Origin of the sequence: Vibrio sp. Vf1514 (assembly GCF_052076135.1) — a bacterium.
GTDB lineage: Bacteria > Pseudomonadota > Gammaproteobacteria > Enterobacterales > Vibrionaceae > Vibrio > Vibrio furnissii.
This window is the reverse complement of the sequence record NZ_CP197267.1, coordinates 2,119,714-2,140,581: the sequence shown is the minus strand read 5'-3', so window position 1 is coordinate 2,140,581 and position 20,868 is coordinate 2,119,714. Positions and strand designations below refer to the sequence as shown.

Below are 20,868 nucleotides of genomic sequence, written 5' to 3'. Positions count from 1 at the left end.
GTCGCTTCTGCGCAAGCTACTTCAACGGCAGATAGATGTCGGTCTGCAAGTCACACTCATCCACTTCGTGGATCAGATTCAGATAGTGGAAGAAGCATGGGTAATCACGTAGCTCTTCACCGCTTTGCGGTAACCAGTCGCGATACAGCGCGTACACACTCTGACTGATCGCATCATGGCTGCCGTGATGACGCAGCACTGCGCAGCGTCCGGCCGGAATAGCGCCATTTTTCACGCCGTAGTCATTGTCTTTGATGGGCTGGCTGACGCTGCCTGCGATATCAAAGCGAAACAGCGCTGGCTCGGTTTCATTGGGATCACTGTAGGGAATGCCGTAGGTGGCGCTGGCGGTCACCGGCGATTCACCACTGGCGCGTCGCCAGGCAATAAACTGCGCGGCGGTATCGAGCACCTGCTCGGGGGCACCACAATGTTCGATGTAGGCGATGCGGGTTTCGGCAAAATGAATAATGTTCACGTCCACAAGGTTGACTCCTTTTGCGGGGATTTCAAATTGAAATTGCGAGTGCCATTGCTGCCACTCAGGCTGATTTCTAAAACCGGACGGAGACTGACCAAACGTGCGCGCAAAGGCTCGGGCGAACGCTTCAGGGCTGTCGAATTGAGCTTCCAGCGCAATATTCAGTACGCTGATGCCAGGTTCAAACGCCAGTCGGTAAGAGGCCCGCTTGAGCCGCGCCAAGGTGAGATATTTGGCGGTGCCGACACCGATCTGCGCTTTGAACATGCGGTGAAAGTGGTACTTGGAACAGTGCGCCAGCGCGCTCAGTTTCTCAAGCGACAACTCGTCATCCAGATGGCGATCGATGTAGTCACACACGCCTTGTATCCGCGAATGCAGCGAATGGGTCATCACATTTCAAATCCTGTTTGAGAAAACAAAGCCATGGTCGCATTCAGGGCTGTGAAGATCCTGACCGAAATTGCGCACTTTGCGCCAAGCTCGTTTGAAGCCTTACAACTTAACCAGTGGCGGCAGTGGTTGCAAATTGATCAGTGCCTGACGGGTGATGGCCGGTTGGCTGCTAAACAGCATCAGCGGCTGGAACGAGGCGTGGTTGAGCGCCGTGACATCAATCAACTGGGTGAGAGCGTAAAAGCGCTGCACATACTGGCGGGTTTCCTGGGGCAGTGGCAGGCGATGAAACTCACGGCTGCCTGCGCGTTGAATGGCGCGCGCGACCCGTCCTTCGCCAGCATTGTAAGCCGCCAGGGTTAACGCCAAGTCGCCGCCGAATTTGCGATGCAAAAACGCCAGATAGTTCAGCGCGGCGTCGGTGCTGGCTAACACATCCAAACGCTGATCGTGAGGGGAAGTTTGCAAACCGTAACGCTGGGCGGTGGCCGGCATCAATTGCCACAATCCGCGAGCGCCGGCGTGAGAAATCGCATTCGGATCAAACGACGATTCCAGCATCGGCAGCAGCGCCAGTTGCTGTGGCAGCTTTTTATGGTCTAACTGATTGAAAATATGCGCCAGCAGGGGCTGATAGGTCTCCAGACGCGACTCAATCTGATGTTGATAGGGCGACAGCAGGGCGCGCTGCGAGGCAATCGCTTCATCCAACGAGCGTGCGGTAGTGTAGGCGCTAAACAGCAGTAAAAGGAAGCTCCCTGTCAGCCGGTACAACTTGGAGTGGGATTGATGGCATAACAGGGAGCGTAATTTCATATCGCGTCGGCGATGCGTTCTTCGTAGGTCGGTGACGGCTGGGTCAGTTCGCTCAGCAGTTCATGAAACGTGGCGGAGCTCAGGCCGTTATCCTGATTGAGGCGCTGACATTGCTGAATCAACACATTCAGCACCTGCCATTGTTTTTCAATTCGTGTTCGTAAGCTGGCGGGCAGCGCACTGAACAGGCGTAACACGCCTTTGTCGCTGTTGGGCAGCGCCAGACGTTGTAAGCATTGCGTTCGGTGTGACGCATTGCGGTGCAGTTGGTTCAGTACCGGCACTTGCTGGCGAATGTTTTTGCCCAGCGCATCGCCGTTAAATTGCAGATACAGCGCTTTTTGCTCGGTCAGCAGCGTATGCAACTGGCGATAAAGCTTCAGGTCTTCACTAATGGTGAACATAAAACTTTGCATCAGTTGTCCGCGGTTCGAGGCCATGATCTGCTCCTTGCGTGCCGGTTTATTCGTGTCCGGTGTGGAATTGCATCAGCGCCTGAGACAGCGCTTTACTGTCGAGGCTTAACTCGCCGCGCGCCAGTGCAGAGCGCACTTGTTCCACTTTTGCCATATCGACATCCGGCAGTGCCGCCAGTTCGGCCTGTGCTTTTTCCAGTGCCACGGTATTGGCATTCAGCGCGGGCTCGCTCACAGACGTGGCTTGGCTTGGCGCAACGGTTTTTTTGCTCGCTTGCTGGAATGTGGTGTGTGGGACGTGGCCGCCCGAGACCTTATCAATTTTCATCAGCTTGATGTCCTCAATCTTCGTCGTCACTGGTAACAGGCGACCAAGAGCAGGGCAGAGTTAAATGCACAAAGCGAATTTGTGCAAAAAAATGAATGACTGAAAGTTTGTACTCGAAATCCGGGGCGGATTTCGAGCGCCACACTGAAAAAGTGTTACCTTCAGTCAAAATTTGCAGCCTGAATCAGAACTGAGTGTGCACCTGATTCAGCCCGGTCACCACGGCGTGCACCACGCTTTGCGAGGCACTGTTTTGCACTTCAATTTGATCCCCGCGCCCGCCATCTTCCAAGGCGACGCCTTTGGTGCTGGCATTCACCCCGTCTTTCGCGGCGATGATCACCACCTGATTACCCTTGATGACCAACGGTGGCTTGCTGACTAAGGTCGGATCGAGAATTTGTCCGGCGCGCAGACGGCGGTTGACTTCCAATCCGCTCGCTTCATCGATGCGGGTGAAAAAATCATCCTGACGAGTGAGGGTGCGGTCTTCCAGTGCCAGCATGGAAGGCTCTAAGCGCCCGCCGCGTGCCAGCGCCGTTTGCGTGACGACCACCGGCAGGGTGAGTGACGCTTTGATGGTGACGTTAATCCGCCATGCGGTATCGCCTTCCTCGCAGCGTACCATGCGTTTGAGATGGCCGACGGGCAGCAGTTGGTTATCACGCCCGGTGACGATCAGCGGCGCCTGACATTCTGGCAGGTGACTGGCAGCGCCCGGAATCCAGAGTTGCCACTGCGCTTGGTACGGCGGCCATTCGCGCTGCGCGGCAAGCTGAGCGATTTCCTCGTCGAGCGAAGCTTGCACTGCGTGGCGAATCTGCATTTCTGAGTGATTTTCCTGCGCCGTGGCTGGCAGTGCCAACAGCAGCGCCAGCATCAGCATCACGTTCCTCCACGCAGAGGAAAAAATTGTTTCCCCTTGGCGTAATCGCGCTTCCGACAGGCGGAAGTTGCGTTTCCTATCTGATTTATAAGTCATTGTTTTTAATTGAATAATTTTATGGCATGCATCTTGTTTCGTCTAAACGCACCTTGAGCCGACTTGTAAGGAACAGACATGGCCATTTCATTTGAAACCGCGTTAGGCGTTCACCCGGAGGCACTGAATTTTCGCGTTCAGCGTACCAAAGTCCTCGCGAGCAACCTAGCAAATGTTGACACCCCGGGATACCTGGCCAAAGACCTGACATTTCAAACCGTCATGAGTACGGCCGGTAACCGCGGCGTCAATCCGGGCATTCCGGAATGGCAGGTGGAATCTCAATATTCGATTCCTTACCAGAACAGCAAAAACGGCAACACCGTTGAGCTGGGTGTCGAGCAAGCCAAGTTCACGCAGAACAACATGGATTTTCAAACCAGCCTGACATTTCTCAATATGAAATTCAACGGCTTAGCGAAAGCGATTGAGGGACGTTAATCATGCCTTTTACTGATATTTATTCGATTGCCGGTTCGGCGATGACCGCGCAGACCGTTCGTCTGAACACGGTCGCGAGTAACCTGGCGAACGCCGATGCGGTGTCGGCCAATCCGGACGACGCCTACCGCGCGCTGAAACCGGTCTTCGCCACGGTGTACAACAAAAGCCAACTGGCAACCGGCGATAACGTGTATCCGAGTGCGGAAGTGCGTATCGTCGACGTGGTGCAGAGCGCGGGTCAGGCGGAAAAGCGTTTTGAGCCGCACAACCCGCTGGCCGATGGCGATGGCTACGTGTACTACCCGGATATCGACGTGGTAGCGGAAATGGCCGACATGATGTCCGCGACGCGCAGTTTTGAAACCAACGTTGAAGTGCTGAGCAACGTGAAAAGCATGCAGCAAGGGCTGCTCAAACTGGGGCAGGGTAGCTGATGAGCATCGCACAATACACCGCCTTGTCGGGTGATACGTCCGGCAGTGCAACCACCACCAACACGGGCATCAGCAGCAATGGTTTAGATGCCAACGATTCGACCTCGCTGCAAAACGAGTTCATTTCGTTGATGGTGGCGCAGATTCAAAACCAGGATCCGCTGAACCCGCTGGATGGCACCGAATACGTGGGCCAGCTCGCGCAATTTTCTCAGGTGCAGAGCATGGAGAACATGTCGAGCCTGATGCAAAACAGCATGGTGCTGCTCGACAACATGCAAGTGCTGTCGACTGCGGGTCTGGTCGGTCAGACGGTCTACGTCTCCGGGAACGAATTTGAACTCACCGACGCGCCGCAAAGCGGCAAAGTGGAACTCGATTACGCATCCAGCCAGGTCAATCTGGTCATCGCGGATGAGTTCGGTCAAACCACCAGGCTGCCACTGGGCGCGCATCCGGCGGGCGATGTCGATTTCACCATCGATCCAGAAGCGCTGGGCCTGAAGCCCGGCAACTACACCGTCAGTGTCGAAGTACAGGACGGTCAGTCGTCACCGAATGTATTGCTGGCCGGCACGGTTGAACAAGTGCGCATTCCAAGCACTGGCGGTTCGGCCATGGTGAATATTGCCGGTGTCGGCAGCGTGCCTTTCTATCAAATCACCCAATTTGGCGCCTAAACCCAAACAAGGAAACAGAGGTTAATTTATGAGTTTTAATATTGCTCTCAGCGGCTTGGATGCAACCAACACCGAACTGAACACCATCAGCCATAACATTGCCAACGCATCGACTTACGGTTTTAAAGGCGCGCGTACCGAATTCTCTGCGGTGTACAACGGCATGCAGCCGGGCGGCGTGGAAGTGGCGTCGATTTCGCAGAACTTTGATAAGAATGGCTCCGTGACCGGTACAGGCCGTGCCATGGATTTGGCGATCAACGGCAGCGGCTTTTTCGTCACCAAAGACAGCATGGGCCAAACGCTGTATACCCGTTCGGGCGTGTTTGGCACGGATAAAGACAACTACGTGGTCGGCAACACCGGCGCCAAGCTGCAAGGTTACAGCGTGGATGGCAACAACAATCTGTTGAGCGGCTCGGTGGGCGACATCAAGATCAGTACTTCATCGCTGTCGGCAAAAGCGACCGATTCACTGGAGTTTGTGGCCAACTTTAACGCCAGCGCGGACGCGATTGACCAGACGGTGTACCCGTTTGATCCGGCCGATCCGAATTCATTCAACTCCTCTTACACCTCCAAAGCGTACGACTCGCTGGGCAACAGCCACACAGTGACGCAGTACTTCACCAAAACCGCGGATAACACCTGGGAAGTGAACGTGCAGGTCGACGGTTCGGCGACAGCAAGCGCCACAGTGCCAGTGACGTTCAATACCGACGGCACACTGAGCTCGCCAACTGGCAGTTTTAACGTCGCGTTTCCAGCAGCAGGCGCCAATGCGATGAGCATTGATGTCAGCCTGACCGGCAGCACGCAGTTTGGCGCCGATTTTGGCGTGAGCACCAATAACCCGAACGGTTACACCTCTGGTGAGCTGGCAGGCGTGCGCGTGGAAGGCAACGGCATGGTTTACGCCACCTACACCAACGGTGAATCACAGCTGCAAGGTCAGGTGGTGCTGGCGAACTTTGCTAACCCACAAGGTCTGGCCAAAGTGAGCGGCACTGCGTGGACGCAAAGCTTCAGCTCTGGTTCGCCAACGGTCGGCGTACCGGGTACCGGCACACTGGGCGATTTGACGCCAGGCGCACTGGAAGGATCGAACGTTGACCTGACCAGCGAACTGGTGAGCCTGATGACCGCGCAGCGTAACTATCAGGCCAACGCCAAAACCATCTCGACCGAAGACAAGCTGACTCAAGCGCTGTTTAACGCGATCTAACGGAGCCGACGATGGATAGTTTGCTGTTTACCGCCACCTCCGGCGCGAGCCGGGTTCTCAAAGCGCAGCACGTGCGTTCGAACAACTTATCCAACGCCGATACCGCCGGTTTTCGTGCGGATATGGAACGCGTGCGCAGCGTGCCACTGCAAGGTTCGGGGTTCGATGGCCGCACCATGGTGGTCACTAACTCGGCCGCAACCCGTTTCGACAGCGGTGATGTGGTGAAAACCGGACGTCCACTCGATGTGGCCGTGATGGGCGACGGTTACCTGACGGTGCAAACCCCGGAAGGTGGCGAAGCCTACACCCGCGCGGGCAACATCGCGGTGGATGTGAACGGCGCGCTGAGCATCAACGGTTTTGCGGTCATGGGCGAGAACGGCGCGTTAGTTCTGCCGGATTTTCAGAAAGTGGAAGTGAGTGAACGCGGCCGCATTTCGGTGATTCCGCCGGGCGGCGGCGCTGAAATTGAAGTCGGTACGCTCAAGCTGGTGAAAGCCAACGACAACCCCCTGCAAAAAGAGAGCGACAGCCTGCTGCACACGGTGGATGGCGTGCCGCTCGCGGCGGACAACAGCGTGCAACTGGCACCGGAACACATCGAAGGCAGTAACGTTTCCGCGATTGATGAACTGCTGAATGTGATGTCACTGACGCGCAACTTCGAAATGCAGATCCGCATGATGAAAACCGCAGAAACGTTGGCGCAAGCCGGAAACAAATTAATGAGCGCGCGTTAAGCGCTCGACCAATAAGGAGAGACTCCGATGCATTCAGCATTATGGGTAAGCAAAACCGGGATGGCGGCACAAGACACCAAAATGACCGCCATTTCCAACAACCTGGCGAACGTCAACACGGTCGGCTTTAAGCGTGACCGCGTGGTGTTTGAAGACCTGTTCTACAGCATTCAGCGTCAGCCGGGCGCGCAGGTCGATCAGGTCAACGAGCTGCCAACCGGTGTTCAGTTGGGGAGCGGTGTACGCGTGGTCGGCACCCAGAAAGTGTTCACTCAGGGCAACACGCAAAATACCGGTCAGGATTTGGATCTGGCGGTGATGGGCCAAGGCTTTTTCCAGATTGAAAACTCAGACGGCCAGATCATGTACAGCCGTAACGGCCAGTTCCACGTCAACTCGGAAGGTTTGATGGTGAACAGTCAGGGTCTGCCGCTGCAACCGCAGATTCAGGTGCCGGACGATGCGATTTCGCTGTCAGTCGGCGTCGATGGCACGGTGACCATCACCACAGCCGCTGACTCCACACCGCAGGAACTCGGTCAGATCACGCTGGCAAAATTCATCAACCCAGCCGGTCTGGAAGCGCTGGGCGGTAACTTGTTCCGTGAAACCGAAGCCAGTGGCGCAGCCGATGAGCTGATTGCCGGTGAAGATGGCGTCGGCAGCATTAAACAAGGTGTGCTGGAAGGCTCCAACGTGCAGGTGGTGGAAGAGATGGTCGACATGATCACCATGCAGCGCGCCTACGAAATGAACGCCAAAGTGGTCTCGGCCGCCGATGACATGCTCAAGTTTGTAGCGCAGTCGGTGTAAGGATGAATCAAGCGATGAAGGAAAGCGTGATGGCAAAGTTGAGCAAAGTCGGGCTTCTGAGCGTGCTGATTCTGGCCGGATGTGCCGGACGGGACGAATTCACGCCGCCGTCTCCGGACGAAGAAAAATACGGCCCGCCAACGCTGGATTACTCTCTGCCTGCTGCACAGTCGGGCAGCCTTTATCGCCATCAATACGCGATGACCCTGTTTCAGGACCGCCGCGCTTACCGCGTGGGCGATGTCCTGACGGTGCTGTTGGCGGAAGAAACCCAGTCGAAGAAAAGCGCCGATACCCAGTACGGCAAAACGTCCAGTGTCGGGCTGAGCGCGCCAGTGGTCGGCGGTAAAACGGTCGACAAACTGGCGGCCTCGATTGACGGCGACCGCAGCTTTGACGGCAGCGCGTCCAGCTCACAAGGCAACAAGTTGGAAGGGGCGATCACCGTAACGGTCAGCGAAGTGCTGCCCAACGGCGTAATTCGTATTCGCGGCGAAAAATGGATTCGCCTCAATCAGGGCGATGAGTTCATTCGTCTGACCGGCATTGTGCGGGTGGACGACATCAGCCGCAACAATCAGGTCTCTTCGCAGCGCATCGGCGATGCGCGCATTACCTATTCAGGCCGCGGCGCACTGGCAGACAGCAACGCGTCCGGCTGGCTCACTCAATTCTTCAACAGTCCATGGATGCCATTTTGATGAAACAACGCAACACCTTCTTCACCACGGTTTTGCTGGCGCTGACGCTGGGGCTTGCAACCACCGCCAAGGCGGAAGTGGAAATTCCGATCATGGATTTGGTCGATGTGCAGGGGATTCGTGAAAACCAACTGGTGGGTTACGGTTTGGTGGTGGGCCTCGACGGTCAGGGCGATCGCAATCAGGTCAAATTCACCGCGCAATCTATCACCAATATGCTGCGCCACTTCGGGGTGCAGATTGATGAATCCACCGACCCGAAACTGCGTAACGTGGCGTCGGTCAGCGTGACCGCGACCGTCGATCCGATGGCAGGTCCCGGTCAGACACTCAACATCGTGGTCTCCTCAATTGGTGATGCCAAAAGCCTGCGTGGCGGCACACTGCTGCTGACGCCACTGCGCGGTATCGACGGTGAAGTGTACGCCGTGGCGCAGGGCAACGTGGTGGTCGGCGGCGTGTCGGCCGAAGGTCGCAGCGGTTCAAAAATTGCGGTCAACACACCGACATCCGGCCGCATTCCGAATGGCGCGACGCTGGAACGTGAAATTCCGACCGACTTTAACGATCGCGATACCGTGACGCTCAACCTGCGTGAGCCAAGCTTTACCACCGCGAAAAACATCGCGCGTGAAATCAACGACACCTTTGGCCCGCAAGTGGCGGTTGCCATCAACAAAGGCCGCGTCGAAATGCGCGCACCGAAAGATACTCAGCAGCGCGTGACCATGATGTCGATGCTGGAAGAGATGAGCGTGATGGAAGGCCGCAAGCCAGCCCGCATCGTGTTCAACTCACGCACCGGTACGGTGGTCATCGGGAAGAACGTCAAAGTCGGTCAGGCGGCGGTCAGCCACGGCAACCTGACGGTGAGTATCACCGAATCGCAACAGGTCAGCCAGCCGAACGCGTTCGCCAGCGGCGATACCCAAGTGGTCGATCAATCCCAAATCGACATCAACGAAGACAACGCACAGATGGTGATCTGGCCGGAAGGCACGGAGCTCAACACCATCGTGAATGCGGTCAACAGCCTCGGGGCAACACCGACCGATTTGATGTCTATTTTACAAGCCTTGCATGAAGCCGGGGCGCTCAACGCAGAGTTAGTGGTCATCTAAGGAGCTGAGATGAAGATTGATACGGGAAGCGACAGCAGTTCAGTAAATTCAGTGCTGTATCACGACAACAACGCGCTGGCGAACATCAAAAATGCCGCCGACAAACACGCCGCGCTGGAAACCGTGGCAGGTCAGTTCGAGGCGATGTTTCTCCAACTGGTGCTGCGCCAGATGCGCAGTTCCAGCGATGTGATGGCCGATGAAGACAGCCCGTTTAACAGCAAGCAGCAGGGCGTATTCCGCGACATGTACGACGGCCAGTTAGCGATTGAGATGGCGAAAAAGCAGCGCTCCGGCATTGCCGATATGCTGGTCAAACAGCTCAGTCCGGTGGTCGATGGTGCGGGCTCCAATGTGGTTGAACTGGCCGCTGCCGCGGAACGGGTATCACACAATCGCAGCGCCGCCCCCAATCCAGTGAACCATGCAGTAAATAATGCCGCCGATGCGGTCGCCTCTCTTTCTCAGGAAACCACCAAAGTGGCGGTGACGAATGCTTTTAGTCAGCCACTGATTAGACCTTTGGAGCGATAACGGACATGAACCTCGTCAACATTGCCTTAAGCGGACTCAACGCCAACCGTGTCGCACTCGATGTGACGGCGCAGAACGTCGCCAACATCAATACGCCGGGATACAGTCGCCAACAGGCGCTGATGGCCTCAGTCGGTGGTGCGAAATACGACAATCTGAGCGCAGGCATGGGGGTAGAAGTGACCAGTATTCGCCGAGTCACCGATCAGTTTTTGGTGAAGCAAACCTGGTCGACTAGCAGCGTGGCGTCTTACGCGTCGCGTTACACCAGCAGCATGAGCTATCTGGAAAACACGCTCGGCGCCGACGGCTTTAGCCTTTCTGCCGGGCTGGATAACCTGTTTGCGGCGCTGCACGATGCAACGTCCAAACCGGAATCGGTGCCGCTGCGCCAACAAATCATCAATGAAGCGGAAGCGCTGTCGCGCCGTTTCAACACGCTGACCGAGTCGATGTACAACCAACACAAAGACATGAACGATCAGCGCACGGCCGCCGTCGCGCAGGCCAACAGCGTGATGGCCAACATCGCCGAAGTGAACAAACAGATCGTCGAGCTGAAAGGCACCGGCGGTAACCCGGCGCAGCTGATGGATACCCGTGACGCGCTGGTGGGCGAACTGGCGAAAATCGTCGAAGTGAAAACCACCGATCAAGCTGACGGCAGCATGCAAGTCACCCTGACATCCGGTCAGCCGCTGGTGATGGGCAGTGAACACGGCACGCTGAAAGCGATTCCCGATCCGAGCGATGCCTACCTCGCGACCCTGCAAGTCGAATTTGGCAAGCAGAGCTTTGCTATTCCGGGCGATCTCGGTGGTGAGCTGGGTGCGATTAACGAATATCAAACTGACGTGCTCAAGCCGTACATGACGGCGCTCAACGACATGGCGCAATCCATGGCCGATTCGTTCAATACCGAACTGGCGCTGGGTCTGGATCTCAACGGCCTGCCGGGTAAGGCACTGTTTAGCTACGATCCGGCCAACCCGTCATCAAGCCTGACCATCACCGACATCACGCCGAACGAACTGGCACTGTCGGGCGACGGCAATCCGGGCAACAGCGACAACCTGACGGCGCTAATCGCCATCAGCAATCAGGCGTTCTCGATCAGCGGCTTTGGGTCGCTGTCGCTCAACGATGCGTTTACCGGCATGGTCGGTGAAGTGGCTATCAAAGCGCGTCAGGCCGATTCCGATTATCAGGCCAAAAACAGCATGAACGAGCAAGCGGTCGCCGCACGCGACAACATCAGCGCGGTCAACAGCGATGAAGAAGCGGCCAACCTGATGACGTTTGCCAACGCACACAACGCCAACATGAAAGTGATCAGCACTGCGAATCAGCTGTTCGATTCCGTACTGCAATTATTCTAAGGAAAGGCCATGAGAATCAGCGATACCCAATTTAGCCAGATGATGCTGCAAAGCTTGCAGCTCAACAACGCCGGCCTTGGCAAAGTGATGCAGCAGATGTCGACGGGCGATCGCCTGACCAAGCTTTCGGACGATCCGATGGCGTCGATCAAACTGCTGAACCTTGACCGTGAAGGCAGCGCGATTGCGCAGTATCAGGCCAACATCGCCAACGTGAAAACCACGCTGTCGAGTCAGGAAGTGTACTTAGATTCGGTGAACGAAAGCCTGAAAAGCATTCGTGAACGGGTGTTGTGGGGCGCCAACGGCACCATGACCACTGACGATCGCGAAGGCATCGTGACAGAGCTGAAAAGCCTGCGCGATTCGATTGCGTCATCATTCAATGCGCAGGACGAAGAAGGCCACTTTCTGTTTTCCGGCACCGCAACCAGCACCGCCGCGCTGGATAACTCCGGCGGCAGCTATGTGCTGCAAGGCAACAGCGACAAGCGCGTGGTGACGGTGGCCAAAGGCGTGACCATGGAATCGAACATGACCGCGCAGGATATTCTTGATTTGGGCGGCGGCAGCAATGTGCTCAACACGTTGGATGCAATGATCAGTGAGTTTGAGGCACCGACTGCGAACTTTCGTACCGAAGTGGACAATACGTTAGCCGCCGTCGACAGCACACTCAACAACGTGTTGGCGGCGATGACCGAAATCGGTGGCCGTCACAACAACCTCGACCTGCTCGACAGAGCACACGGCGACAACAAACTGTTTGTCGACAAAGTCACCAGCGACCTGTCAGCGCTGGATTACGGCGAAGCCTCGGTGCGTTTAAGCAATTACATGGCCGCGCTGCAAGCGACGCAGGCGAGTTATGTGAAAATCGACGACCTGTCGCTGTTTGACCGAATTTAGGAATGTTCAGTATGGCAATGAGCACAGTGGAAGTTCGTCCACACGGCATTCGATTGACCGGACAGGAGCAGGCCAGCATTACGCCGTCGCGCTCCTCCGATTCGGCCCGTTTACCGGCCAGACCAACCCGCGCGCTTCAGGCTGACACCACGTCAGCCTATTCTGTTTCTGGCGTCCTGCTGACTCAAGGGCAACAACAAGCCACTTCGGTGCAAATCGCCTCTAAATCGCTGCAATTTGTCGGCAAAGAACTCACCACCATCAAACGGGGTCTGACGCAGGCGATGACGCAAGGCGCCGACAACGTGCCGAACCTGAAAGAGACATTAACCCGTTCCAAAATGACCATTGAAGCGGTGCTGGATCAGGCGCGGTTTGATGGTCAACGCGTGGTGGATAACGAGCTGAATCTGAAACTCGACCGCGCTGACATTCGCCGCTTCTCGATTCCGGGGCTGAACGTCAACCGCCTCAAAGAGAAAGCCGAGCAGATTCGTCTCGATTTCCCGCAAGGCAATTCGGTGATGATTCAGTTTGATGGTCAGTCGGATGGCAGTAAAACGGTCAAAATGTTGGACCGCAGCCTGATCCCGCTCGGAATGCGCGCCAGCGTGACGCAAGATGGCAATATTGTGTTTGAAGCCAAAGAGTCGGCGTACAAACAGATGAAGCAAAAGGTGATGGTGACAGGGCAAGGCCACCGTTTCCCTGCCGGACAAGCCAACACACTCAACCTCAAATCCGAGCCGGATGGCATTGCCGAGCTGCGCTTTGATTTAAGCTCGCGTGATGGTATCAAGCAGGGCATTGCCAAGGTCAACCAACACTTGGCGCAGGCGCAAACCAGCCTGGAGCAGGCACGCCAATACCACAGCGAACTCAATACTCAAATGCAGACGCTGCGTAGCCAGACGCGTCTGCTGTCGAGCGAGCAAACCACGGAGAAACTGACGCAGTTTCATGCGGCGGCGGATCAGTTTTCGTCGACTTATCAGGCGCTGAACGCGCAGGCGAATGTGCGTCGTCATACGGTGGTGGCGTTATTGCGGTGAGTTGCTGATTATTTTTGGATGTTTAAGGGAGAAGGCCATCGTTTGATGGTCTTTTTTTGTTTTTGGGGAATGGTGGTTGGTTTTGTTGTTTGGTCGTAGGGATGGGGTTTGTCGCGTTTTGGTTTTAGGGAAATAGGAGGCTTGCGGTGTGACGCGCCAGTCACTCTTTGCTGGCACAAAGAGTAACCAGAAAGTGCCTTGGTTTTATGGTCGTAGGCCGGGACGGTTTTAGGCGTTCCCGACGCCGAAAACCTAAAAATTCATCCATGAATTTTTCCCTGTTGATAGGCGAGTCGGTAGTTTCTTTCGTGTTGCATTGGTTTGATACTTGCGGCACGTTTTGGCGGTTTGGATTTTGACGGGGTTGTATTAGTAGTTGATGATGTACGTCGTTTTTGTCTGATGTTAGATAGACTGATTCTATGTTTTGTTTGATAGTTATTTAGATAAGGTCGGTTTAATAACGGCCGTTATAGGTTTAGTTTAAGTTAGTTAATTTTGAGAATTATTATATGAAAAATTGGAAGTTATGGGCTGCTATAGGGATATTTTTTTCATCTTATTTGCCTTTATCTTTGATTTTAATGATACAAGATATTGATTCAAATTATCTTAAGAATATAAACTATTCGGCGATTTGTGATTTACCAAAAATGCTATATTCAAATTTTGGTCCAACATCGTTGATGATGTTGGAAAAATTTGTACATGTTTTCAAAAACCCTACTATTGGTTTATCAATTGTAGGAGTTTCTATAATAAGTCTAGTGTTTTTAAAATTAATAATGGGTTCACTGTCCGGTGGGCAATTAATAACAGTCAAACAATCGGTAAGAAATCCATCAGATCTAATGAATTACACAGTGCCATATATGGTTGCTTTTATTGGCGTTGACTTAGGTGATGGACCGAAAGTTGCAGGTTTTTTAGTGTTTATGATTTTTATGTTTGTTTTGACTTATAAAACAAAACAGTTATTTATGAACCCAATTTTAGCCGTGTTAGGTTATAACTTATATGATATTGAGTATGATGTTAATACAAAAATAAGGCACGGAAGAATGTTATCAAAATTTGAAATTGAACCAGAGAAACAGTATCAAATGGAAATTGTTTCTTCATTGTTAATTGCCACGAAGGAAAAATAGTGACTAGCTTAAATCAAAAATTATCTACCTTAAAAGGATTAGATATAGATTCAGGTACAGCCTCTCTTTGGGTTGTTAAAACAAGAATCGAAAATAAGAAAATGAAATATACTTGCCGTTGGGTTGATATTGATGATGATGAAGAATCCGTTACATATCTAGCAGGTAAACTCAAACTTATTGTAAAAAATAATATTAATTCTCATGATGAAATAGAAGAGTATGATTTTATATCAAAGCCAGAAGATAGTACATTTTTAAATATGGCTAGTAATAATACAAATATGTCTTTGATACAATCAAAAGTAGATCAGCCTGGTAACGAGCATCCAGCAAATCATGAGAAACATATTTTAAATTCATCAGGGTATATTATAAAGATTCAGATTGGACAAAAGTATTTATATGCATATGTCAGAACAGCGGGAGCTTGGAATACAAAAAAAGTTTCAACTGCTTTTTGGTCTGCGTTTACAGGAGAAAAAATGGTCGGCCTTAGTGATGACAAACTCTTCAAAATTGAAGACCATATTGATTTTATCTCCTATGAAGGAGAATTATTTATTTCTAATAAAAGATCGTTTGAGTCAGCAATGAACTTCAAAGAGGGTATGAAAGAGAAAAAAGATGAGCTTATAGCAGATTTTAATTCATTAAACCTATTTTCTACTACTAAACCAATAAATGATTACATTGGTGATGATGCTAGACATTTGCGAAGTGTGTCTTCTATACATGACAAAGGATTTTATAAAGATCAGAACTTTATGAAAAATCTGCGAAAATTGAATGCTAGCGAACGCTGGGGATTAAATATTGATTCTAATGGCGTGATCATTCCTGAACAGGATAAAATTAAATTACTTCTTACTTTGTTGAATGACTTGAGGCTTAAATCACAATTATCAGGAAATGTTTATGATGCGTCATCTAGCATTAAAGTTCCTGATAGTAATAGTACATCAGCTAGTGTAGTGTAATCGATCTATAACAATTCAATGTGCAATTAATTGTTTCGCTATATTTTAAGGAGTGTTTATGGAATATTTGAGTAAATTAGAGTCAATTGTGGAGCTGTATTTCAATAAGACATATAATTTATTTAAGCTAAAAGATGCTAATGATGAAGATTTAGGTATATGGTTTAAATTTCCCAGCCGAGCAAGTTTTCTTGAGTCGTATCTTAACTACTATCGCTCTCTTCCCAATTTGAAATCTGCAATTATTGATGGTTGTAGTGCAAAATTTAAAATTCTTTACGATGGTCAAGAATATGAATTAAAACATACTCATCAAGAAGAATTTGAAGATGAAAATGGAAATGTAAGAGGTGTTAACAATTCAGTTTTATTAAACATGGCTGTAAATTTATCAGTTAAGGAACAAAGTTTAAGTGAAGCCAAATCATTCGACGAAGTCTATGAAATAGTAGAATCATGTAGAGTAGCTGGCTTTGGAGAGTTATCTATTTATGATGCAGCAGTGCGTATATCGGCTTACCTAGGTTTTAAACCGACGCAAGTATTTCTTCATGCAGGAACGCGCATTGGTGCGAGGTATCTGGAAGAAAAGGGGTTATTAGATGAAGATCTATCTCAAAATGATACATTGCCATTAAGCGATTTCCCTCAACCAATCCAGAAGTTGGACGCATTACAACTTGAAAACTTCTTATGCTCATTTAAAGATGAGATAAATAACATATAACAATCTGTTTAACAGAGATTCCCCCAACGCTTGGCATTTTTCTTTACAGTACAGTTGTCAAGCCTGTCTTTGTCTCCACAATGAAATCAGCTTTGTCATTTAATCCCTTTTTACGAGGGAAAAATTCATGGATGAATTTTTAGGTTTTCGGCGTCGGGAACGCCTAAAACCGTCCCGGGCCACAACCAAAAATCCAAAGGCATTTTCTGGTTACTCTTTGTGCCAGCAAAGAGTAACTGGCGCGTGACAAACCAAGCTTCGTGACTCGATAACGTTACAACGCGTCAAATCACTGCCATTTAAGCCAAACGAAAAGTGGTAAGACACTCAAAGCAGCAGAAGAACAAGTGATAACCAGCATTGACCAAACGCTGTAAGACGCTTTCGCAACACGTGACGCTACCCACATCAACAATAATTCCTTCCCCAAAGGCCATCCATCGATGGCCTTTTTTTGAGCCTGTCGTTCCGATTTACCTGTTGCTTTCTTAACCAAATGGTCATTTTTTGTCACACTTCAAAAAAATAAACGCCGTTTCAATAATTATGATCGATTCGATCACAAATGATTTTATCTCATATATAAACGATATTGATCAAATATGAATGAGTGTTAGGCTGCTTCCAACACCAGGAGGTTTCCATGCACACCAATTACAACAGCAATCCTTTGGATGCAAAAACGTACGATACCGACCGCTTGCGCGCGGAGTTTCTGACGGAAGACTTATTTAAAAACGATGAAATTACATTGGTTTACAGCCACATCGACCGCGTGGTGGCGATGGGCGTCAGCCCGGTTGAGCGCACGTTAAAACTGAATGATTTTGTCGATACCAAAGCCTTTGGCGTCGAGTTCTTCTTACAGCGCCGCGAGTTGGGCGTGGTGAACTTGGGTGGTGCGGCGACGGTGAAAACGGCGGCGCAGGAATACACGCTCAATCACCTTGATGCCCTCTATTTGGGGCTGGGCGAGCAGGATGTGGAATTCACGTCGCTGAATGCGGCAGAGCCCGCAGCGCTTTACTGCCTGAGCGCACCGGCGCATCACACGTACCCGTCACGCACCATTTTGCGTGAGCAAGCCCGCCACGTAGAGCTGGGGAGCAGCGAAAACGCCAACGCGCGCACCATCACGCAATACTTGCATCCCGATGTGCTGCCAACCTGCCAGTTGTGCTTGGGCGTGACGCATCTCAAACCGGGCAGCGTGTGGAACACCATGCCCGCGCACACCCACGAGCGCCGAATGGAAGCGTATCTCTATTTCAATGTTGCACCGCAACAAGTGGTTTTCCATTTTATGGGCGAGCCACAAGAAACCCGTCATATCGTTGTTCGCGACAAGCAGTTGGTTCTGTCACCCAGCTGGTCGATTCACTCCGGTTGTGGCACGCAAAACTACAGCTTTGTGTGGGGCATGCTGGGCGAAAACCAGACGTTCGATGATATGGATTTTGTGGATATGAACACCATCCGCTAACCCCACATAACAATACCAAGACAATACCAAGCACAGAGAACAATCACTGTACCTTACATGGAGTAATCAACATGCTGATGAACAAATCACTGAAAATTGCCACACTCGCTGCCGTTGTTGGATCTGCTTTAGGGTTTTCCAGCCTCGTGTCTGCGGCGACGGAAATCAAAGCGGCGTTTAACCAATCTGACAAACACCCTCAATATCAGGCGCTGCAAGAGTTCGGTCAGAAACTGAGTCAAGAAACCGATGGCCGTTATAAGTTGACGATTTACCCGAACGAGCTGCTGGGTGACCAACGCGCGGCGCTGGAACTGGTGCAAAACGGTGCGATTCAGATGGCTGTTGTCGCGAACCCGCTGGTGGAAAACTACGATAAAACGTTCCGTATGATCGGCATGCCGTATGTGTACAGTGGCCCGTCGCATCAGGAAAAAGTGTTTACATCCGGCGTATTGGATGACCTGTTTGCTTCCACGCAGCGTTTTGGCTTTGAAGTGCTCACCGCGTACACGGCAGGCGCGCGCAGCATGTACACCAAAGGCGCACCAACGGAAACCATCGCCGACATGAAAGGCAAGAAAATCCGCGTGATGCAGTCCGACACCATGATCAAAATGCTGTCGTGCATGGGCGGAACGGGCGTACCGATGAGCCAAGGTGAGGTGTATACCGCGGTTCAGCAGGGCGTATTGGATGGGGCGGAAAACAACGAAATCACCTATGCCGACCTGAAACAGTACGAAGTCGCGCCTTACTTTACCGCGACGCGTCATCTGATGGTGCCGGACTTGGTGGTGATCAGCAGCTACTTCATCAATAGCATGCCGAAAGAAGACCAAGCGACGCTGCGCCGCCTCGCCAAAGAGAGCACACCTAACGAATTCAAACTGTGGAATGCGCAAATCGAACAAGCGAAAGCATTAGCGTCTTCGAAAGGGGCGACCTTCACCGAAGTCGATATCACGCCATTCCAGCAAAGCTGTCAGCAACTACAAAGCGATCTGGCGGAAACTGCCGCTCAGAAAACGCTGCTAGAGAAGATTGCCGCGCTGCAATAAGCCGTTTGAACGTTTGAGGGCCGGAGTGCGCTTCGGCCCTGTCAGGGTGAAAAATATGTCAGAACAGCAAAAGCACGGCTTGATTGCGAAAGTCGACACCTTAAAACATTGGGTAGATAAACTGCTGTCGTGGATCTGCATCGCCATTGTGGCCTCAATGACGCTCTTGGTGACGTATCAGGTGGTGGTTCGCTACTTGTTTAACAGTCCGAGCGCGGTGAGTGAAGTGTTGTCGCGTTACCTGTTTATCTGGTTGATCCTGTTTGGATCAGCGTATGTGTTTGGCCTCAAAGAGCACATGGCCATCAATTTTGTAAAACAAAAATTTGCCGAGAAAACCCAGATCGTGCTGGAGATGTTGATCGAGCTGGTCACGGTGGTGTTTGCGATTTCAATCATGATCATCGGCGGTTACAACAGCTCAGTACGTCAAATGTGGCAAATGGACTCGGCGCTGCAAATTCCCATGGGCGTGATTTATGCGGCGATCCCCATCAGTGGCGCGTTGATGGTGTTTTATTTCCTCTACAACGAAATGCACCTGTCGATTCGACTCAAACAACTCATTCAGACCAACTCGTAGGAGCCTAGGATGGATTTAGCTCTCACAGCGTCGCTGATTATGTTTTGTGGCGTGATTTTCTTCTTGGTGATTGGCGCGCCAATTGCGATCAGCGTCGGGATTTCCTCGTTCGCGGCCATGCTGGTGATTTTGCCGGGGCAGGGCGCGATGGTGACATCGGCGCAGCGGATGTTTGTCGGCTTGGACTCGTTTGCTTTGCTGGCGATTCCGTTCTTTATTCTCGCCGGCAACATCATGAACAACGGCGGTATCGCGATACGGCTGATTAACTTCTCCAAAATTGTCAGCGGCTTCTTTCCGGGGTCATTGGCGCAAACCAACGTGGTGTCGAACATGCTGTTTGGTTCGATCAGTGGCTCGGGCGTGGCCTCGGCCGCAGCGGTCGGCGGCATCATGTCTCCGATCCAGAAAAAAGAAGGCTACGACACTGCATTCAGCACCGCGGTGAACATTGCCTCGGCACCGACGGGCATGTTGATTCCACCCAGCAACACTTTGATTGTGTACGCGACCGTGGCGGGCAGCGTGTCAGTTTCGGCGCTGTTTATGGGCGGTTATGTGCCGGGCATTTTATGGGGCTTGGGCGTGATGATTGTGGCGGGCATTATGGCCAAACGCCGTGGTTACATCGCTAAAAACAGCATGACGCTGAAAGACTGCGTGAAAGTGACTATGGACGCGATTCCGAGCCTGTCGCTCATCATCGTGGTGATTGGCGGGATTCTTGGCGGTATCTTTACCGCGACGGAAGCCTCGGCGATTGCGGTGGTCTACTCGCTGTTTCTTAGCCTTTGTTATCGCGCGCTGGATTTACGCAAGCTGCCAGAAATTTTCCTCAATACCGCGAAGATGTCGGCAATTGTTATCTTCATGCTGGCAACGTCTTCGATTATGTCGTGGGTGATGGCGTTTACGCAGATCCCGGGCATGATCGCCGATGGTCTGATGTCTCTGACCGACAACCCGATCATCATTTTGCTGATCATCAACTTGGTGCTGCTGTTTGTCGGTACGTTTATGGACCCAACGCCAGCGGTGCTGATTTTCACGCCAATCTTCCTGCCGATTTGTGTCAGCTTGGGGATGGATCCGGTGCAGTTTGGTATTTTGCTGGTGTTTAACCTGTCGCTGGGCACCATCACACCGCCGGTTGGGCCGATTCTGTTTACCGGCTGTAAAGTCAGCGGGATCAGCATCGACCACGTCATCAAAACGCTGCTGCCGTTCTTCCTAGTGATTGTGTTTGTATTGGGCTTGGTCACGTACATTCCGGCCATTTCCATGACGTTGCCAGAAATGATGGGGCTGATTAAATAAAACCCTGAGCAAGCACTCATGGTGTGGGTGCTTGCCGTTGAACAAGCGCGGCGTGCAATAGCGGCCGCGCGCGGCTTGTAGTACTCTTAGGCGGTCGTGTTGAGTAAGAATTCCT

Annotated in this window: 24 protein-coding genes; 19 read left to right on the top strand and 5 right to left on the bottom strand. The window is 52.0% G+C overall.

The annotated features are described in order from the left end of the window. Nucleotides 1-16 precede the first annotated feature (16 nt). The 5 genes from ACS18Q_RS09820 to flgA form a co-directional block, all read right to left on the bottom strand. Entirely contained in the window at nucleotides 17-874 is an 858-nt protein-coding gene (locus ACS18Q_RS09820) for an AraC family transcriptional regulator (protein WP_441257641.1), read from the bottom strand. Nucleotides 875-976: 102 nt separating this feature from the next. Continuing rightward, complete coding sequence (locus ACS18Q_RS09815) at nucleotides 977-1,621, bottom strand: lytic transglycosylase domain-containing protein (RefSeq protein ID WP_441257640.1); 645 nt, start codon at nucleotides 1,619-1,621, stop codon at nucleotides 977-979. Nucleotides 1,622-1,689: 68 nt separating this feature from the next. Further along, entirely contained in the window at nucleotides 1,690-2,133 is a 444-nt protein-coding gene (gene flgN, locus ACS18Q_RS09810) for a flagellar export chaperone FlgN (RefSeq protein WP_004725066.1), read from the bottom strand. A 22-nt stretch (nucleotides 2,134-2,155) separates the two neighbouring features. Continuing rightward, nucleotides 2,156-2,437, bottom strand: coding sequence for a flagellar biosynthesis anti-sigma factor FlgM (gene flgM, locus ACS18Q_RS09805; RefSeq protein WP_020329928.1), 282 nt, complete (start codon nucleotides 2,435-2,437; stop codon nucleotides 2,156-2,158). 184 nt (nucleotides 2,438-2,621) lie between these two features. Beyond that, nucleotides 2,622-3,323: a flagellar basal body P-ring formation chaperone FlgA gene (gene flgA / locus ACS18Q_RS09800; RefSeq protein ID WP_441257639.1), complete on the bottom strand. Its 702-nt coding sequence runs from the start codon at nucleotides 3,321-3,323 to the stop codon at nucleotides 2,622-2,624. A 174-nt stretch (nucleotides 3,324-3,497) separates the two neighbouring features. Between flgA and flgB the strand changes: the two genes are divergently transcribed. The 19 genes from flgB to ACS18Q_RS09705 all read left to right on the top strand — a co-directional run bounded on the left by flgB (nucleotide 3,498) and on the right by ACS18Q_RS09705 (nucleotide 20,753). Continuing rightward, on the top strand, nucleotides 3,498-3,860 hold the full coding sequence (gene flgB, locus ACS18Q_RS09795) for a flagellar basal body rod protein FlgB (RefSeq protein ID WP_143678764.1): 363 nt from the start codon (nucleotides 3,498-3,500) through the stop codon (nucleotides 3,858-3,860). Nucleotides 3,861-3,862: 2 nt separating this feature from the next. Beyond that, nucleotides 3,863-4,297 carry a flagellar basal body rod protein FlgC gene (gene flgC, locus ACS18Q_RS09790; RefSeq protein WP_004725070.1) on the top strand — a complete coding sequence of 145 codons (435 nt, stop codon included), beginning with the start codon at nucleotides 3,863-3,865 and terminating at the stop codon, nucleotides 4,295-4,297. Then, nucleotides 4,297-4,977, top strand: a complete 681-nt coding sequence (gene flgD, locus ACS18Q_RS09785) for a flagellar hook assembly protein FlgD (RefSeq protein ID WP_441257029.1) — start codon at nucleotides 4,297-4,299, stop codon at nucleotides 4,975-4,977. Before flgC ends, flgD begins: the two co-directional genes overlap by 1 nt. Before the next feature lie 28 nt (nucleotides 4,978-5,005). Further along, on the top strand, nucleotides 5,006-6,202 hold the full coding sequence (gene flgE / locus ACS18Q_RS09780) for a flagellar hook protein FlgE (RefSeq protein ID WP_044362023.1): 1,197 nt from the start codon (nucleotides 5,006-5,008) through the stop codon (nucleotides 6,200-6,202). Between the two features lie 11 nt (nucleotides 6,203-6,213). After that, nucleotides 6,214-6,945: a flagellar basal body rod protein FlgF gene (locus tag ACS18Q_RS09775; RefSeq protein ID WP_014204708.1), complete on the top strand. Its 732-nt coding sequence runs from the start codon at nucleotides 6,214-6,216 to the stop codon at nucleotides 6,943-6,945. A gap of 27 nt (nucleotides 6,946-6,972) precedes the next feature. Beyond that, nucleotides 6,973-7,758: a flagellar basal-body rod protein FlgG gene (gene flgG / locus ACS18Q_RS09770; protein ID WP_441257028.1), complete on the top strand. Its 786-nt coding sequence runs from the start codon at nucleotides 6,973-6,975 to the stop codon at nucleotides 7,756-7,758. Nucleotides 7,759-7,787: 29 nt separating this feature from the next. Next, nucleotides 7,788-8,459, top strand: a complete 672-nt coding sequence (flgH, locus tag ACS18Q_RS09765; protein WP_004725075.1) for a flagellar basal body L-ring protein FlgH — start codon at nucleotides 7,788-7,790, stop codon at nucleotides 8,457-8,459. After that, the gene (locus tag ACS18Q_RS09760) at nucleotides 8,459-9,580 is read left to right on the top strand and encodes a flagellar basal body P-ring protein FlgI (protein WP_441257027.1); all 1,122 of its coding nucleotides are present in this window, start codon (nucleotides 8,459-8,461) and stop codon (nucleotides 9,578-9,580) included. Before flgH ends, ACS18Q_RS09760 begins: the two co-directional genes overlap by 1 nt. 9 nt (nucleotides 9,581-9,589) lie before the next feature. Beyond that, nucleotides 9,590-10,114 carry a rod-binding protein gene (locus tag ACS18Q_RS09755; protein WP_014204711.1) on the top strand — a complete coding sequence of 175 codons (525 nt, stop codon included), beginning with the start codon at nucleotides 9,590-9,592 and terminating at the stop codon, nucleotides 10,112-10,114. 5 nt (nucleotides 10,115-10,119) lie between these two features. Further along, the gene (gene flgK, locus ACS18Q_RS09750) at nucleotides 10,120-11,493 is read left to right on the top strand and encodes a flagellar hook-associated protein FlgK (RefSeq protein WP_441257026.1); all 1,374 of its coding nucleotides are present in this window, start codon (nucleotides 10,120-10,122) and stop codon (nucleotides 11,491-11,493) included. 9 nt (nucleotides 11,494-11,502) lie between these two features. Further along, the gene (flgL, locus tag ACS18Q_RS09745; RefSeq protein WP_441257025.1) at nucleotides 11,503-12,402 is read left to right on the top strand and encodes a flagellar hook-associated protein FlgL; all 900 of its coding nucleotides are present in this window, start codon (nucleotides 11,503-11,505) and stop codon (nucleotides 12,400-12,402) included. Nucleotides 12,403-12,413: 11 nt separating this feature from the next. Further along, complete coding sequence (locus ACS18Q_RS09740) at nucleotides 12,414-13,454, top strand: flagellin (RefSeq protein ID WP_202649604.1); 1,041 nt, start codon at nucleotides 12,414-12,416, stop codon at nucleotides 13,452-13,454. Nucleotides 13,455-13,966: 512 nt separating this feature from the next. After that, complete coding sequence (locus ACS18Q_RS09735) at nucleotides 13,967-14,602, top strand: hypothetical protein (protein ID WP_441257024.1); 636 nt, start codon at nucleotides 13,967-13,969, stop codon at nucleotides 14,600-14,602. Next, nucleotides 14,602-15,582, top strand: a complete 981-nt coding sequence (locus tag ACS18Q_RS09730) for a Kiwa anti-phage protein KwaB-like domain-containing protein (RefSeq protein ID WP_441257023.1) — start codon at nucleotides 14,602-14,604, stop codon at nucleotides 15,580-15,582. Before ACS18Q_RS09735 ends, ACS18Q_RS09730 begins: the two co-directional genes overlap by 1 nt. 58 nt (nucleotides 15,583-15,640) lie before the next feature. Beyond that, the gene (locus ACS18Q_RS09725) at nucleotides 15,641-16,309 is read left to right on the top strand and encodes a hypothetical protein (protein ID WP_441257022.1); all 669 of its coding nucleotides are present in this window, start codon (nucleotides 15,641-15,643) and stop codon (nucleotides 16,307-16,309) included. Between the two features lie 643 nt (nucleotides 16,310-16,952). Continuing rightward, nucleotides 16,953-17,792 carry a 5-dehydro-4-deoxy-D-glucuronate isomerase gene (gene kduI / locus ACS18Q_RS09720; RefSeq protein ID WP_024373229.1) on the top strand — a complete coding sequence of 280 codons (840 nt, stop codon included), beginning with the start codon at nucleotides 16,953-16,955 and terminating at the stop codon, nucleotides 17,790-17,792. A 71-nt stretch (nucleotides 17,793-17,863) separates the two neighbouring features. Further along, nucleotides 17,864-18,853, top strand: a complete 990-nt coding sequence (locus ACS18Q_RS09715; protein WP_055466052.1) for a TRAP transporter substrate-binding protein — start codon at nucleotides 17,864-17,866, stop codon at nucleotides 18,851-18,853. 55 nt (nucleotides 18,854-18,908) lie between these two features. After that, nucleotides 18,909-19,436 (top strand): TRAP transporter small permease, encoded by a 528-nt coding sequence (locus ACS18Q_RS09710; protein WP_004725085.1) that lies wholly within the window; start codon nucleotides 18,909-18,911, stop codon nucleotides 19,434-19,436. 9 nt (nucleotides 19,437-19,445) lie between these two features. Then, the gene (locus ACS18Q_RS09705; RefSeq protein ID WP_014204717.1) at nucleotides 19,446-20,753 is read left to right on the top strand and encodes a TRAP transporter large permease; all 1,308 of its coding nucleotides are present in this window, start codon (nucleotides 19,446-19,448) and stop codon (nucleotides 20,751-20,753) included. Nucleotides 20,754-20,868 lie beyond the last annotated feature (115 nt).